The sequence below is a fragment of the Chitinophaga pendula genome (assembly GCF_020386615.1).
Classification (GTDB): Bacteria; Bacteroidota; Bacteroidia; order Chitinophagales; family Chitinophagaceae; genus Chitinophaga; species Chitinophaga pendula.
The window spans coordinates 1,934,813-1,950,447 of sequence record NZ_CP077769.1 but is presented as its reverse complement, the minus strand read 5'-3'; the positions used below and the strand labels follow the sequence as shown (position 1 = coordinate 1,950,447).

General features: G+C 49.8%; 13 protein-coding genes. 6 read left to right on the top strand and 7 right to left on the bottom strand.

Annotated features, from left to right (window positions below; all coding sequences use genetic code 11):
* Window positions 1–12: 12 nt before the first annotated feature.
* Both KTO58_RS07535 and KTO58_RS07530 read left to right on the top strand, forming a co-directional pair.
* Complete coding sequence (locus KTO58_RS07535) at window positions 13–450, top strand: SufE family protein (RefSeq protein ID WP_095839972.1); 438 nt, start codon at window positions 13–15, stop codon at window positions 448–450.
* Between the two features lie 40 nt (window positions 451–490).
* Window positions 491–805 (top strand): DUF59 domain-containing protein, encoded by a 315-nt coding sequence (locus tag KTO58_RS07530; RefSeq protein WP_095839973.1) that lies wholly within the window; start codon window positions 491–493, stop codon window positions 803–805.
* A gap of 96 nt (window positions 806–901) precedes the next feature.
* On the opposite strand, the gene KTO58_RS07525 is transcribed toward KTO58_RS07530, so the two are convergent.
* The 5 genes from KTO58_RS07525 to KTO58_RS07505 all read right to left on the bottom strand — a co-directional run bounded on the left by KTO58_RS07525 (window position 902) and on the right by KTO58_RS07505 (window position 10,888).
* Window positions 902–2,890 (bottom strand): hypothetical protein, encoded by a 1,989-nt coding sequence (locus KTO58_RS07525; RefSeq protein ID WP_095839974.1) that lies wholly within the window; start codon window positions 2,888–2,890, stop codon window positions 902–904.
* A gap of 50 nt (window positions 2,891–2,940) precedes the next feature.
* Window positions 2,941–4,272 carry a 3-keto-disaccharide hydrolase gene (locus KTO58_RS07520; protein ID WP_225860119.1) on the bottom strand — a complete coding sequence of 444 codons (1,332 nt, stop codon included), beginning with the start codon at window positions 4,270–4,272 and terminating at the stop codon, window positions 2,941–2,943.
* Between the two features lie 244 nt (window positions 4,273–4,516).
* The gene (locus KTO58_RS07515; protein WP_198314982.1) at window positions 4,517–6,214 is read right to left on the bottom strand and encodes a RagB/SusD family nutrient uptake outer membrane protein; all 1,698 of its coding nucleotides are present in this window, start codon (window positions 6,212–6,214) and stop codon (window positions 4,517–4,519) included.
* A gap of 21 nt (window positions 6,215–6,235) precedes the next feature.
* Complete coding sequence (locus KTO58_RS07510; protein WP_095839977.1) at window positions 6,236–9,619, bottom strand: SusC/RagA family TonB-linked outer membrane protein; 3,384 nt, start codon at window positions 9,617–9,619, stop codon at window positions 6,236–6,238.
* A gap of 285 nt (window positions 9,620–9,904) precedes the next feature.
* Entirely contained in the window at window positions 9,905–10,888 is a 984-nt protein-coding gene (locus tag KTO58_RS07505; RefSeq protein WP_095839978.1) for a FecR family protein, read from the bottom strand.
* A gap of 150 nt (window positions 10,889–11,038) precedes the next feature.
* Here KTO58_RS07505 and KTO58_RS07500 point away from each other — a divergent pair, with 150 nt between their 5' ends.
* On the top strand, window positions 11,039–11,656 hold the full coding sequence (locus KTO58_RS07500) for an RNA polymerase sigma-70 factor (RefSeq protein WP_095839979.1): 618 nt from the start codon (window positions 11,039–11,041) through the stop codon (window positions 11,654–11,656).
* A 355-nt stretch (window positions 11,657–12,011) separates the two neighbouring features.
* On the opposite strand, the gene KTO58_RS07495 is transcribed toward KTO58_RS07500, so the two are convergent.
* The gene (locus KTO58_RS07495) at window positions 12,012–13,133 is read right to left on the bottom strand and encodes a Gfo/Idh/MocA family protein (RefSeq protein WP_095839980.1); all 1,122 of its coding nucleotides are present in this window, start codon (window positions 13,131–13,133) and stop codon (window positions 12,012–12,014) included.
* Window positions 13,134–13,366: 233 nt separating this feature from the next.
* On the opposite strand from KTO58_RS07495, the gene KTO58_RS07490 reads away from it, so the two are divergent.
* Window positions 13,367–13,828, top strand: a complete 462-nt coding sequence (locus KTO58_RS07490; RefSeq protein WP_095839981.1) for a GNAT family N-acetyltransferase — start codon at window positions 13,367–13,369, stop codon at window positions 13,826–13,828.
* Between the two features lie 15 nt (window positions 13,829–13,843).
* Here KTO58_RS07490 and KTO58_RS07485 read toward each other — a convergent pair whose 3' ends face one another.
* Window positions 13,844–14,539, bottom strand: coding sequence for a hypothetical protein (locus KTO58_RS07485; RefSeq protein ID WP_157753123.1), 696 nt, complete (start codon window positions 14,537–14,539; stop codon window positions 13,844–13,846).
* A 273-nt stretch (window positions 14,540–14,812) separates the two neighbouring features.
* On the opposite strand from KTO58_RS07485, the gene KTO58_RS07480 reads away from it, so the two are divergent.
* Both KTO58_RS07480 and KTO58_RS07475 read left to right on the top strand, forming a co-directional pair.
* Complete coding sequence (locus KTO58_RS07480) at window positions 14,813–15,091, top strand: hypothetical protein (protein ID WP_157753124.1); 279 nt, start codon at window positions 14,813–14,815, stop codon at window positions 15,089–15,091.
* Window positions 15,092–15,243: 152 nt separating this feature from the next.
* Window positions 15,244–15,633 carry a hypothetical protein gene (locus KTO58_RS07475; protein ID WP_095839984.1) on the top strand — a complete coding sequence of 130 codons (390 nt, stop codon included), beginning with the start codon at window positions 15,244–15,246 and terminating at the stop codon, window positions 15,631–15,633.
* Window positions 15,634–15,635 lie beyond the last annotated feature (2 nt).

The following is a 15,635-nucleotide window of genomic DNA, read 5'->3' as shown; positions in this document are numbered from 1 at the left end:
GATATAGCCATTATGACGATCAACGAAAAACAGGAACAGGTAATAGGCGACTTTTCCTTCATGGACGAATGGATGGATAAATATGAATACATCATCCAACTGGGAAAAGAACTGCCACTCATCGAAGACCAGTACAAAACAGACGATCACCTCATCAAAGGATGCCAGTCACGCGTATGGCTGCATACCGAAATGAAAAATGATAAACTGTTCTTCACCAGCGACAGCGATGCCGTTATCACCAAAGGCCTCGTAAGCCTCATGATATCCGTACTATCCGGCCACTCCCCCAAAGAGATCGCCGAAACAGATATCTACTTCATCGATGCCATCGGCCTCAGAAACCACCTGTCCCCTACCCGCTCCAACGGACTGCTCAGCATGCTGAAACAAATAAAACTATATGCCGTAGCCTACCTGGCCAAAGCACAGCAAAACGGCCAGGCCTGATCCGGTAACAACAGTCAAGTTACACGACAAACAGATTAACATGGAAGAAAGTACACCGCTAAGGGACCAAATAGAAACCGTTCTCAAAACCGTATATGACCCCGAAATACCAGTCAACATATACGAACTGGGTCTGGTATACGAGATCAAAATAGATGACAACAACGCCGTAGGCATCACCATGACCCTCACCGCGCCGGGTTGCCCCGTAGCAGGCGATATCATCCGCGAAGTAGAAGAAAAAGTAAGAGGCGTAGAAAGCGTGTCAGATGTTCACGTACACCTCACCTTCGACCCGCCCTGGACCAAAGAAATGATGTCCGAAGAAGCCCGCCTCGAACTGGGCTTCCTGTAAAAGATACCTGATCTACAAACCAGATTGGTAAACCACACACAATAAAAAAAAGGCTGATCAAAAAGATCAGCCTTTTTTATGCAATCAATGCTAACATTATTTAGCACCCGTCGCCTTACCTCCCGCCGTTGCCACCAGCGAGTTGATCCAGCCAGCGATCTTCAACGCTTCCGCACGGGGTACCTGTGGCATCGGCGGCATCTCTGTCGCATAGCCAGGCCAGTTCTGCGGCTGCGGATTGTAAATGTACTTTACGATCTGCTCCTTACTGTAATTACGTTTGGCAATATCCAGGAAAGCTGGTCCTACCTGCTTCTTGTTAGGATTATGACAGGCCAGGCATGTATACTTCGCCAGCAAAGGTTTCACCTCTTCGTAAGTAGGGACTACCACCGTCTTGGCAGGTGTCGCAGCTGCTGCTGCCTTCGCAGCGGCAGGCGTTTTTGCTGCAGCTTTCGCCTTCGCAGCAGCTTCAGCGGCAGCCTTGGCAGCTGCTTCCGCCGCAGAGTTACGGGTGCTCAGCTCAGTCGCCGCCAACTTGCTCCCTTCGGGAACATTATGCAGCGTATAGTAACCGGTCGGATGTACCAGTGAATAGAAATGATCCTTCTCACGAACACCGTCCAGCGTAATGCTGTGTACATAGTGTTTACGCAGACCATCTACCACAATACGCACACTCAGCCCGTCTTCAGACACTTTCACTCCTTTGATTTTCAGACTTTCGTTGTTAACCGGGGGACTACCATATACCGGGTGGTATTTGTAAGAAAAGCTCTCCACAGAATAAGAGGCCAGGTCCTCGGCCGACTTACGGTCCACCGGCTGGGTAAACACGACTTCGAAACCATCCGCCGTCGCTTTCACCGTGCTCATCTCAAAAGGTACTTTACTGTTGTTCCATACCAAGCGCTGTAATCCTTCATTCGCCTCACCGGCAGAACCCCATCCGCGGTTAGTCTCCCCTACAAACAGGGAACCGTCCTCGGCCCAGGCCATACGCAGCACACCGGATTGGAAATTAGTACGGAAATCAAAAGCAACACCCTGGTACTCCCCGTTCACTTTCTCCATCACCACACGCATGATCTTACTCTGGCCCTGATCACCTACCAGCAACTGACCGGCAAATGGTCCGAAAGATCCTTCCGGTATCTGCACGATCTCAGAGTTGGAAATACCGAGTATACCGTGTGGCAGTATCACAGCAGGCAAACGCAGCGAAGGCAGCTGATCCTTTACATCCGCCAGCGTCACGAACTTTTCGTTCACCACGTTCTCCGGCTTGATATAACGTCCCTTGTCATTTTTTATACGACGCTGGTCTACCAACTTGTACAGATCCTCCGCACGCATCTTCACCGGGCTGTTAGGCTGATCCGCCCAACGCAGACCCGCCGGGTGACCTACGAAATCACCTTCCTTCACCTGCCATACCCCACCCGAACCTACCCAGTCACCCTGGTTCTCTGTGTAGAACAACTCACCGTTGATCATACCCAGCCCACAGGGAGAACGGAAGCCAGTCGCATAAGGCTGCATCTTACCGTCAGGGGTGATATGCATCATCCATCCGCGCCAGGGCACCCGGCTCTCACCTCTCCACCACTCTTCATCGCCAAAAGCCACGTTGGCCGACACGAAGAAAGAACCATCCGGTGCGATCTTAGGCCCGAAACTATATTCATGATAGTGACCGGAAATAGGCCAGGCATATACCGTCTCGTATACATCAGCCTTACCGTCCATATTAGTGTCTACCAGTTTGGTCAACTCACCACGCTGCGCACAATACAACGCACCGTCCTTCCATACCAGGCCGAGTATCTCGTGCAGACCGGTCGCAAACTTGCGCCAGTAAGGCCGGCGGCTGGTCGGGTTCTCTACTATATACACTTCTCCGCGACGCGTAGATACACCTAGGTCGCCATTAGGCATCACCGTCAGACCTCCCACTTCCAGCAGGGTACCTTCCGGCGACGTTACTTTCATGATCTTGGAAAAATCCTCTTCCTTCGGCGTCTCCTGCGCAAATACAGGCATCGCCAAAGTGGAACATAATAATATCTTATAGAACGCTTTCATTACTTTTAATTTAAGATGTCATTGACAACCGGCCATAACAGCCAGCCTGATTAGAACAGGATCGAATACCGTATTTTACCCTTTACCGGTACCAGCAACTCCTGACGCTCACCGGATTTACGGATCACTGGTTGAAGGCCTCCCGCATCTTCCAGTTGCAGGTAATAAGCTCTGCCATCAACGACATACATATCCTTGCTCACTTCAATAGCACTACCTTCCGCCAGTTTAGCATACAGCCCCGGCGCCGGTTGTGTTACTGTCAACTCCCTGGTAATACCATGCCCGTCAGCCATCACACGGATCGCATCTGTCACCTGGCTACCATATACATCATATTTAAAAGTAGGACGATCATTCGCATCCAGCACATACCCTCTCGGACGATAACCGGTACCTGCCGTGTCAGCAGGCCAGGCCGCATCTGCATTACCCAGCGTTGCCAGCGTAAAGGCAGGCTTACCGAGGTATTGCACCGTACCACGCGGACGGGAACATCCGTTACCCCTGTCATGCCACATAGGCGTGGCATCCAGGAAACCGCCCCTCCATACCTGTACCAGCATCCCCCTGTCCAGGTCATAGGTATAATGTACCTGCTCCGGGCTGCCTACAGATATCGCATGTACGATACGGGGCCCACCGGGAACATCCATAAAACTGCGTAATAAAGTAGTCGCAGGCGCATCCACTAGGATAGGATCTACCTCATCCCGACGATCAGTACGTTCCGCCTCATTACGACCCTTAGGATAGGTCGTCACCTGGATATTACGGAAAGCTACCGCACCATGATCTCCCTGCAAACGCAGCGGACCGGTCGCCTGCTCCTCTCCACCACCACGGGTTACCCCTTGCAACGCTACATCTTCATGTATCATCACCCCATTCAGCACAATACGCAGGATACGCGCATTTTCAATCTTCTTACCGGCAGCATCAAAACGGGGCGCCTGGAAAGAGATCTTGATATGCTGCCACAGGCCGGGCGCACGGCTCGCATTCACCCGGGGAGCATAACCTTCATAACCTTGCTGCCCTTGCGGACGACTATCATCCCAACGCTCATAAATACCGCCATTGTCCGCAGAAGTGGGTGTCTTCACACTCCAACTGTCCAACAACTGTATCTCGTAACGACCTTGCAGGTAAATACCGGAATTCGCACCGGGAGCCATCATATAATCCAGCTCCAGGTCCATGTCTCCATACGCCGCAGCAGAATAGAGGTCCTTACCGGGATGACGCTTATCCGGTAAATTCACCAACACTCCGTTACCGGAAGCCGGAAATAACACATCCTGTTTGTTCAGGTCAGCAGACACATTACCCGCTACCTGCCAGCTACTGCCAGCATCACGGAACGCAGAAAGGTCTTGCAAAGAAATTGATGATGTTTGCCCCGCAGCAGATCCAGCCCAAACCAGGCCAGTGCCACATAAGCATAGGAAGCCCATCAAAGATCGGCTCGTTGTTCTTTTCGATCTAGGTGCCATTTAGTGGATTTTAGTTACCGCTCCGAAAAACAGGAATACAAAGCAGGACCTACCTGTTCACTGTTGGAAAAATGATTCCCGTTTTTCGGACGAGGCGCTAATATAGCTATTGTTTCTAAAGAGTGCAACATTACCAGCCTTCGTTCTGTTTCAAATTCGGATTTCTTAAGACCTCATCAGTCGTGATCGGCAACACATACATACGATTATTCCAGGGCCGGTCTTCCACTTTAAAGCGCTCGTAAATATAGCCGCCGGGCGCACTGGCACTGGCGGTAGCCTTCATCCCATATATCGCCTTCTCCGTGTTCTCCCCTATCTTCCACCGCCGCACATCCCAGAATCGCTGGTTCTCAAAAGATAATTCTATCCGCCGCTCATTTCTGATACGCTGCCGCATCTCCTGCTGTGTTAAACCTGCCGGCAACGGTGGCTGACCAGCACGCTGCCTGATCAGGTTCACATATTTGGCAATGTCCGCATGGCCGGGCGCATACTCATTCATCGCCTCCGCATAACTGAGATAAAACTCCGCCAGCCGGAAAATAATACCGTGTACATCCCGCGCCTGACCCGACCCTCCTATCGTCAACCCCTCGTCCGCCAGCTTACGGGCATAATAACCCGTACGCGTATGGTCAGTAGCCGTACTCAGCTCATCCTTACCGCCAACAAAAGTTTCTATCTTCCTGTTCTTCCAGGGCGCTCCGTTGTAAGAAATATCGGTATAAAACCGGGCCTCCCTGTTTAGATAGGGCTGTGCCGGATCATATCCCGAAGCAGGATCACTGATCGGTAACCCATTCTTCATCTCATAATCATCCACCAGGTTCTGCGTAGGCGCACATCCCGACCAACCCCCGTTGCCATAAGGGAACAGGTAACGGTCCATATCGATATTGGTTTCCTTCATCCGGACAAAGATCACCTCCTTGCTGAACAGGGTGTTTTTCTTAAACATATCCTGCCGGGCCGTTAATGTAGGCTCCAGCGAATAGGCTGTACCACCACTGCCGGTAAGATCTATCACCGCCTTAGCCGCATTGGCAGCCGCCTGCCACTTCACCGGGTCACTCGCACTGGCATTACTGCTGATATCAGCCAACGCACTGGTCTTACCGGCAATCGCCCACAACGGACTGGCAGAAAACATCAGCATGCGGGCTTTCAATGCCAGCGCCGTTCCCTTCGTAATACGTCCCATCTGCGAACTGGGATACTCCACCGGTATACGCGCATAAGCAGAATCACAATCCCGCAGCACCTGCGCCACACAAGAGTCATACGTACTACGGGGCAAATTGAGCGCATTCTGATCCGTCTGATCAATCACCTTCGTCACAATGATCACACCACCAAACATCCGCATCTGCTCCGCCAGGAACCAGGCCCGCAGGAAATAAACCTCCCCTATACGGTTAGCCAGCGTACCCGGATTATTGGGATCGTCCGGCGTCTTATACTGCGCAATATTCGTCAGTATCGTATTCGCCTGCCGGATCGCCACATAATTATCCCGCCACACATTACCGATCGGATTATTATTACCCGACCACGAACCGTTGTTAAACCGCATAGATGCCATCCAGTTAGACGCATCCTTCGACTCATCCGTACCCGACGACATCGAATAACCGGATAAATAAGTATATGGCCCCTTAATACGCCAATACAGGTTATTGATCACCTGGTCCGTCATCGTAAAATTGGAGAACACATCCTTGTCCTGTTGTTGCGTAGTCGCCGCCCTGTCCAGAAAATCCTTCCGGCAGGATACAGCCATCAACAGCACTATGCAGAGTATGTAGATAGAAAATTGTTTGTTCATCATTGCTGGTTTTTGTTTGGGTTAGAATCTTACATCGATACCAAAATTCCATATCTTCTGTATCGGGTACATAGCACCATTACCGTCACCGATCTCCGGATCCACCTGGAAGTCCTTCAGCTTATCCCAAGTATACAGGTTCATACCGTTAATGTATACACGGAAATAAGACAACTGCAACGGAGCGATCCAACGCTTAGGCAACTGCCAGCCTATCTCCGCATTTTTTATACGCAGATAATCCGCACTCCTGATCCAGAAGGAAGAACTCCGGTGATTATTACCATTCGTCGTAGCATGCAACCTCGGGTAAGTAGCAGTAGCGGCCGTCTCCGGCGTCCAGCGGCCCTCGTGGAATGGTTTCACCTTACCGCCCTGGAAAAACTCATACACCGCTTCGTTATTCAACAACACATCAGAATGCCCCGCTCCCTGGAACAACACCGTAATGTCGACGCCCTTATAGTCTACACCCAGTGAAGCCCCATACATGATCTCCGGCGTACGGGCATAACCGATCGCCGTTTCATCAAAACTCTCTTGTATACGGTCATATTCCTTACCGGTAAGTTTTCTGTATTTAAGATCACCGGGACCATAGGCAGAAAAACTCTGTACCGGGCTATTGGCGACATCCGCCGCATCCTTGAAAAGCCCTTCTGCGATCAGACCGAACTTAGTACCTACCGGATGCCCCGTACGACGCATCCAGGGATATGCCCGGGCTACCTCATCCTGATACACGATATTGTTCTTCGCATATGTGATATTGGGTTTGATGAAGTAATGCACCTTGCCGATCGTATTATCATGCGTCAGCTCTAGCTCAAATCCTTTACTGTCTACTACACCTATGTTTTGTGCTTTGATGTTCTGCCCGAACACGTCAGACAGTGTACTCCTGGATATCAGGATATCACTTCTCCGCTGCCGGAACAGATCCAGCGTCACGCCCAGCTTATCTTTGAAGAAACGGGCTTCCAATCCGGCATTCACCTGCCGGCCACGCTCCCAGGTAACGTTGGGATTACCAATCGCGCCTTGTGCCCAGCCATTGGCCTGACTGGGATTCGTACCGAAGAAATAAGGATCAGCGCCCGACCAGGAAGTGAACCACAGGAAACGGTCGCCACCACTCCGGTCATTACCCACCTCTCCGTAAGAAGCTCGCAGCTTCAGAAAACTGATCACCTTCACATGATCCTTCATAAAAGGCTCTTCAGACAACACCCATCCGCCAGACACAGAGGGAAACAACCCATAACGGCTCTCCTTCGGAAAATTCTCCGATCCCTGGTAAGAAGCACTGATCTCCAGCAGGTATTTGGACTTGTAATTGTAAGTACCCCTGAACAAAATTGACTGGTAAGCAAATGGTATTTTAGATCCGTCTTCCTGCAACCGGCGGTTCCACAACAATAGCCCCGATGCTTCATGGTTGCCAAAGCGGCGATTCCAGTTGGCCGTAGTTTCCAGGTAGGTGTTGCGCAAAGCATTCCCGCCGTTGAAAGAACCGTTCGGATCTATCTTGGTATCCTGTCCATACTGCTTGTAGCCAGTGATGGCGCCATTATTATATAGTGGCTCAAACACCGCATAACCACGGGAATAGGAAGCGGAAGGCGTATTGGTATTATCGTAGGAGAAAGAGGCTTTGACACTCAGATTTTTGGTGATGAAATCCAGTTTACGGGTTAGTGCAAAAGTGCCCTGCACCGTATTGTTATAAAAGCGGCGATAACCTTTCTGCGACAGCTCACCGTAAATATTTTGTGTATAGGTACCGTTGCCCCACATAGAGCCGTCCGGATTTAAAATAGGGAAGATAGGGGGCAGCCGGTTTGCCAGGTTCATAATATCACCAGCACTGTTGTTGCCATCCGTACGATCGGTCAGGGTACCTGCCAGATCCAGCCGGGCCGTCAGCGTGGGCGTAATGTCCACATCCACATTGGCGCGCAGGTTATAACGTTTCATCCGGTTGTTACCGTTATAGCCTTCCTTGTTAGTATTGGTATACCGGTAATTTCCTTCTGCCATATTGTAGCCGGCAGAAATAAAGTAACGGGCGATATTACCGCCGCCACTCACATTAAGATTGCCTTGCGCCACCATCGACGGCCGCATCATATACTTGTAATAATCCGTATTCGGTAGCGTACCGTTTTTGAATCCTTCCAGCTGTTGTGGTGAAAACGCCGGCTGACTCCCATCATTAGCCAACGCTTCATTATACAGGCGCGCATAATCATAGGAGCCTAAATATTTAGGCAACCGGGTGGCTTCCTGCAACCCCATAGAAGCCCGGAAGCTCACCTGCGGCGCCCCTGCTTTTCCGCGTTTGGTGGTGATCAGCACAGCACCGTTGGCACCTCTCATCCCCAACACAGCAGTAGCCGCCGCATCTTTCAGGATGGTCAGGCTTTCTATGTCGTTCGGATCCAGGTAGTCCATACTACGCTCCACCCCATCCACCATAATGATCGGCGTTGCATTATTAAGGGTGCTCACACCACGAATATAAAAAGTACTGGCATCCACCCCCGGCTCACCACTGCGCTGAGTAGTGATCAATCCCGGCAACCGGCCAGCCAGCGCATTACTCAGGTTAGATACCGGACTTTGCACCAGCTCCTTCGTACTGATAGAAGCGATCGCTCCGGTCACCGTCGCCTTTTTCTGCTCACCGTAAGCGACGATCACAACATCCTTCAAACCAATGTTCGCCGGGTTCAGTGCAATATTCACCTGGTTACTGCTACCCAGCTCCACTTCCTTTGTTTCATAACCGATATAGGAAAAGGTAAGCGCAGTAGCTCCTGGTGGCACCTGTATACTGAAAGTACCATCCGCCTGCGTCTGCGTACCTCTCGAAGTACCTTTCACCTGCACAGACACGCCGGGCAAAGGAGTGTTGGTACGGAACTCTATCACCGATCCGATAATACTGCGGGAAGGCACCTGCACCTGCTGCACCTTCATCTCCATAACAGAATCAGTGATATTTCCTCCCGCAACAGGCTTGTAAATAATAATGATCTCCTCCTTCTGTTTAAAACTAAGCGGAGTACCACTCAGCAACAACGATAAAGTCTCCTGGACCGTACGTGTCGCCTTCGGAATAGAGATCCCCCCATAACGACGCACCTCCTCAGGTGGGTAAGCGATCCGGAAACCCGACAGCTGCTCTACCTTCGTAAGAGCACCTCGCAACGTTTCATTCTGCAGGGCAAGCGTGATCCGCTTATTAGTCATCCGCTGCGACTTCACCCCAGCCACAGCTTGAAGACATATACCCAATAGACTCAATAACAGGATCACTAAAAAGAAACAACGGTAATACCGTCTAAATACGGACAATAGGATATCCTGAAGTGGTAATACCACAACCGCCAAAGCATACATAACGGGAACAGTTTTAAAATAGTTAGTAATGAGACTTGTTGGTGAAGTCCGCGATCTTTCAGCAAATACGATCCCCTGCTGTTGCTGCAGCAACAGTTCCTATAGTAATAAACAAGGAGAACAGAAAGTGATGAATCAGTCGATTTTGGTTACTTCATAGTAGTACGTGAAATTTTTTGTTTTGATCTGAATGAATGCCAAGGTCTTGCAGGCGCACATAGCATGGCCCGCGTTCTTATATAAATGGAACGGTTAAACTTTATGTATATACACGCAAATGATCCGTCAGGGTGTATCACAGGGCTGCCCATCTATAAGCACCTCTTGCCCGTCGATCTTATAACTGGCATTTCTCACGCCGCAAATTACATCCAGTACCTCCGCCAGCGACTCCGTTCCTGTAAAAGAGGCCCTTATCAGGCAATGCCTTAAACCTTCGTTGGCAAATCGGATAGACACACTATAGCGTTTATGCAGGATAGTAGCAATATCATCAAAAGATATGGATTCAAATATCATGTCCTCCCGCGTCCAGTCCAGCTGCGTGGCTGCCGTCACCACCTGCCGCGCCGACAATGAACGCAGCGTGTTATAAACTACCTGCTGATCACGGGTAAGCACCGCCAATACCTGCTTGTCATCTTCTACCCGCACCTTTCCTCTCGTCACCGACACCGTGATCTCTTCCGCATCCGGATAAGCCTTGATATTAAACGAAGTACCCAACACCGTCGTCCGAACACGCCCCGTATGAATAACAAAGCCCCTGGCACTATCCGGCTTTATATCAAAATAGGCTTCTCCAGACAAACGTACCTCCCGTATACTACCAGTAAAAGCAGGAGGATAACTCAACCGGCTACCCGCACGTAATACCACCCGGCTACCATCCGGTAAAGTAATATACCTGCTGTAAGATGACTGCACGATCTCTACAGCACCATGTCGCTGCAGGAAAGTAGCGGCCAGTAAATAATAGATAATCCCTGCGGCCAGTATCAACCCGATAAAGACAGCTGCCCATTGCATCACCCTGCGCACCGGCAATCGACGTTCCCCCTTCCGCTCTCCGGCCAGCCGCTGCTTCAGTATCGTCAGCTGTTGAGCCGTATGTAATGAAGCCGCCGCACTCCCCGGTACCAGCACCTCCTCCGGAAGATCCCCTCCCAACCGGGCATACCAATCTTCCAGCTGTTGTAACTCCTCCGGGCTACATCGCCCTGCCTCGTATTTTTCTAACAGTGTCAGTAAATGTTGCTTGTCTATCATTTCATACGTGGATAGGTATACTAATAAAAACACCAAATTAATCCGCTGCCGTTATCTGTTCATAAAATTTTTTTTCAACCCCCTAACATCCTTCCTGCATACTACCAAGCAGATCATTTTATTATTACATTTGGATAAAACTTACCGTTCATCAGATCCTACGCAAGCCATACAGATAAAGAGCTCCTCACGCTATGCTCCAATGGGGACGAAAAAGCCTTCGATGCCATCTATGAAAGGTATTATATCACCTTACTCAATATCGCCCATAAAAAGACCGGCAACCTCGAAGCATCGGAAGAGCTGGTACAGGACATATTTGTAGCCCTCTATAAACACATCCCCACACTACAGAAAGATACCAGGCTGGATGGGTATTTATTCATTGCGTTGAAAAACAGGGTACTGAACTACCACCGCCAGCAACTATCCCTGCTCAAAAAGCAACAGGCCCTCATGCATCAGCCACCTGCTACCGACTCCGCCACCAGCCTTTTGGAAATAAAAGAATTGCAGGCAAAACTGGCGGCCAAGATACAGGAGCTCCCCGCACAATGTCGTACCGTCTTCCTGCTCAGCCGGGAAAACCAGCTCTCCAACAAGGAAGTAGCAGAAAGATTAAATATCTCTGTCAATACCGTCGAACAACATATGCGAAAAGCATTACGCCTACTCCGCTCCTCCCTGGGCAACGAACTAGCATTACTACCCTGGCTGACAGTAGCAGACACACTGCTGCTGCTGCAACGACATACCGGCCACCTCTAACGAGCTGAACAACACCGCCGCCTTCCGGCACAACAGCAGTATCTGCCAAAAGTAACTATCACATTAACGCGGCAAACACCTGGCACTTCAGTACGCCCGAAGAATATTGGCGTGAATGCTATGGTTATGAAGAAGGCAGAAAATATGCGGCCCGTAATGACCGCACCGGCTACCAGTACGTGTTGCAACAATACCGCAATTTCTGGGCAATGTATCCTAACATGACCGACTTCTACAGAGGCCGCATTGACGGGTTAACCGCCGGCTTTCAGGGTGACCAGTTGCCCTGAGCAAATTACACCTAAACAGCAAGGGCCGGCATATTGCCGGCCCTTGCTGTTTGATTATAAATAGCTTATTGGAGATGCACCGGCTGCCCACTCTTCGCCGATTCCTTCGCCGCTTCTAATATCCGCATCACAATCAGGTTGTTTGACAAAGTATATAGCCCATATGCTCCCATCTGCTCCTTCCCGCCGATCACTGCCGCCAGGTAGGCAAACGGATCTTCATATACGGGTATATCCGCAGCAGTCACCTGTCGTACCTGTGGGGGCGACTTCTCCGCGGTACGCAGCACCAAAGTCTGCTTATCCGGCGCCAATACATAGCCCTTATCTCCATATACCTCCATATCCTTACGGCTGAAAGGCCAGTTCCACGATGCCTGTATGACACATTGGGCCGTCCGGTAGTTCACTATGATCACCGCATCATCTTCCACTTTAGGATATATCTTCGGCTTGAATTGCCTGGTCACCGCTTCCACGGATAATGGTACTTCTCCTTTCATCAGTTGTGTCATCAGGTTGGCGCCATAACAACCAAAATCCATCAGCGCACCACCGCCATTACCTACTGGGTCTGTCAGCCATGCCAGAAACTCAGGTCCACAGCCTATCTCCACCGGCCCCTGGTGCCCATCATGTATTACTACCTTACGCACAGTACCGGCATACAAACTATCTTGTACCAACTGCATCGTCTTGGCCACGCTGGGATACCAGCTGGTCTCATAATTCGTCAGCAAACGGATCTTATATGTCCGCGCCAGGGAGTCCATCCGCAATGCCTGCGATAAAGAGGCCGCCAACGGCTTCTCCACCATCACATCGATACCACGGGGCGCACAGGCCTCTACCGCCGCCAGATGCGCATTGACAGGGCCAAAGGCCAGTACCGCCGATGGCTTTACAGCATCCAGCATTGCACCCAGGTCAGTGTAAAACAGCTTGCGGTCCAGGTGATACCGTGCCGCACTCCTACCTGCCAACGCCGTATCCGGCTCGTAAATACCAACCAACGCTATATCCCCCTTATTTTGGCGGGAAAGTATCCATCCGGAATGCCCGTGAGCAATACCAGCAACGGCCACACGTAATGGCTTCACCACATCGGCGCCCGCAGCGGGTATATGGATAACTGATAAACTGATGAGTAGACCGGTAAGCACCGGCAAAAGTAGTGGCATTCGCATAGATCCAAAATAGCGCTTTCCGTCAATTTTTTCCAGCTATTACCGCCAGATAATAACAGCAACATAAGACAACCATTCATTTTCAAACAGTTAGCCTACCCAACGCGGCTTTCAAGATATAGTTACAGAAAAGTAATGTATTAACCTCAGGATATATGTATCTTAGCAATAGAAAAGCATGACCAACGTGGCCTTGACCATTGGAGGCCCACCAAAATAATTAAAACTGTTATATGACAAACTGCGTACGGACCAACACCCAGGACATTATCTTTAACACACTGGTTGAACAACTGGACAAGGATCTGTGGAACAGATATCCTGAAATGCAGGCACAATACGCAACTTTCGCAAAAGTAGGCCCTGACCTTCCGGCCGTTATCGCAGAAGATAAAGGCATACCTGTTGGCTGCGGCTGTTTCCGCGAATACGACAAAGAAACCGTAGAGATCAAACGCATGTACGTAAAACCTGGCTATCGCGACAAAGGTATCGCCATCGCCATCCTCCATGAACTGGAAAAATGGGCCCTAGAAAAGGGTTATAAAAAAGCCATCCTCGAAACTGGTATGCGCCAGCCCGAAGCCATCGCGCTCTATGCCAAGACCGGATATGCCCTCATAGATAATTTCGGCCCTTATGCCAAATTATCTGATAGCGTATGTATGGAAAAAGAGATCAAAATCGCTAAATAATTAAAGTCCGGATCGCTATTTCGCCTGTTGCAGATAATAACCGTCCGCTGACTTTTGCAGCCGGTACCGTAATGTCTTTTTTGTTTCCTTACTTCTTGTATTCAACGCAGCATTCGCATCCTGACCTTTTGTGGGTATGTTAGGGTCTGCTTCCTTATTCACCGGAAAACTTCTAACCAGATAAGGCGCCTGCAGATAAAAGGTATCCCCGCCTTTATAACTGTCGCGCAGATTGCTGTCCAGCTCAGGAGGTGTAATCCTTATCGCCGACTTGCCGTCATACACAAATCCATATACCAGTCCATACTTATCCGTACCGCTGGAGGTGGAGAAACAATATATCTCAGGATGCCCGTCCTTATCCAGGTCAGCTACAGCTACATTGTTCAGATGCCCCTTCACATCTCGCTGTACAATGCTGTCTGCCTTCGTCGTATCTCCTTTCATATCGGTCACGGCCAATATAAGGTCTCTTACATTTTCATCTCCCTTGGAAAGCACCGTAAACTTATGGTCCTTATAGGTCACCGTCTTTTGTAAGGGTGGAGCTTCGCTTTTAGGCGCGGGCGCACCTACCTTGCCGCTGTCTGCCGCACCTCCGGCCGCCGCACCGCTGGAATCACCACCAGGTTGCTGTTTACCTATTGGATTGTTACAAGCTGTCATTAATATAAATGTTATCAGCATTAATAAGGGCAGTGTCTTCTTCATATCAATGGTCATTTTGTATGCAGGGTATCCACATGGCTACTGTACTGCACAGGTTACTACTGCTGATGTGGACACAAGGAATATGCCACGCAGCAAATACACGACAGTAACAATCCCAACATAAAGGGGTGCTGGTATATGTCTACAGATCGAGGCCACACATGCACAATACCCCTTATGTAATTTTACAGTACCTTTAGCCATTAATCTACTTAAATACCACTCGTAATGGGCTTGTTGGTCTGCCTTCCTTATTTTTTTATTCCACTACTGGTGGCATTAGCATTCAAGAAACGGAATCGCGCTAAATATTTGCCTTTCCTGGTCACTACACTGATACTGATCCCATATCCCTGGCTCATCTTATTGCTGGAAAATTACTTCAATCCACCTCCGCCAGGTCCCCGCTGCGGCATGCCCGAATTAGGGCTTATATTGGGTGCATTTATATTTTTACTACCGTTGGCGCTGTTGTTGCAGTTCATATTTAACAGGATATGGGCAAACCCCGCTCCTGGCGCTGACACAAAAGGTGGAACGACCAGCGCCTGACCACTTATCATATTTCCGCATTGGTTTTCTGGCACAATCTTTTAATTTTGCATTGCTGCTGCAAACTCATGCAGGTACATGAAGCAGATCTAATGTTGCAAGTTTAGCTGATGAACAATACTAGGATTATACGGAGCAAATGGTTATGTTGTATGCTGTTGTTCAGCCTGCAACTGGTTGTTGGCTTCATCCCCGGCTGGTCTACCGACCGCTTGGTAGCATCAGACAGACACCTTGCAGCCTTTGGCGCGCCACCCAATATGTGCCTGGAAGACTGGCTCTCCCAGATACCATATCACCTGGAATCCGATGCCAATGATGAACCGGAAGAAGTCATCCAAGTCAAAAAGAACCGGCGTAAACCACGCTATTACATCTCCGCTTCCAGCCAGCAATTCAGCTTTACACAACGGGTATTCCAGGATACAGGTTCACCATCCCAGCGTATACATATCCAGGAAAATAAAACCGGCGAATATCAACAGCAGGATGTATTTCTACCTGCTTATTATTCCTTCCTCTTTCGATTTACTCCCTTCTGATT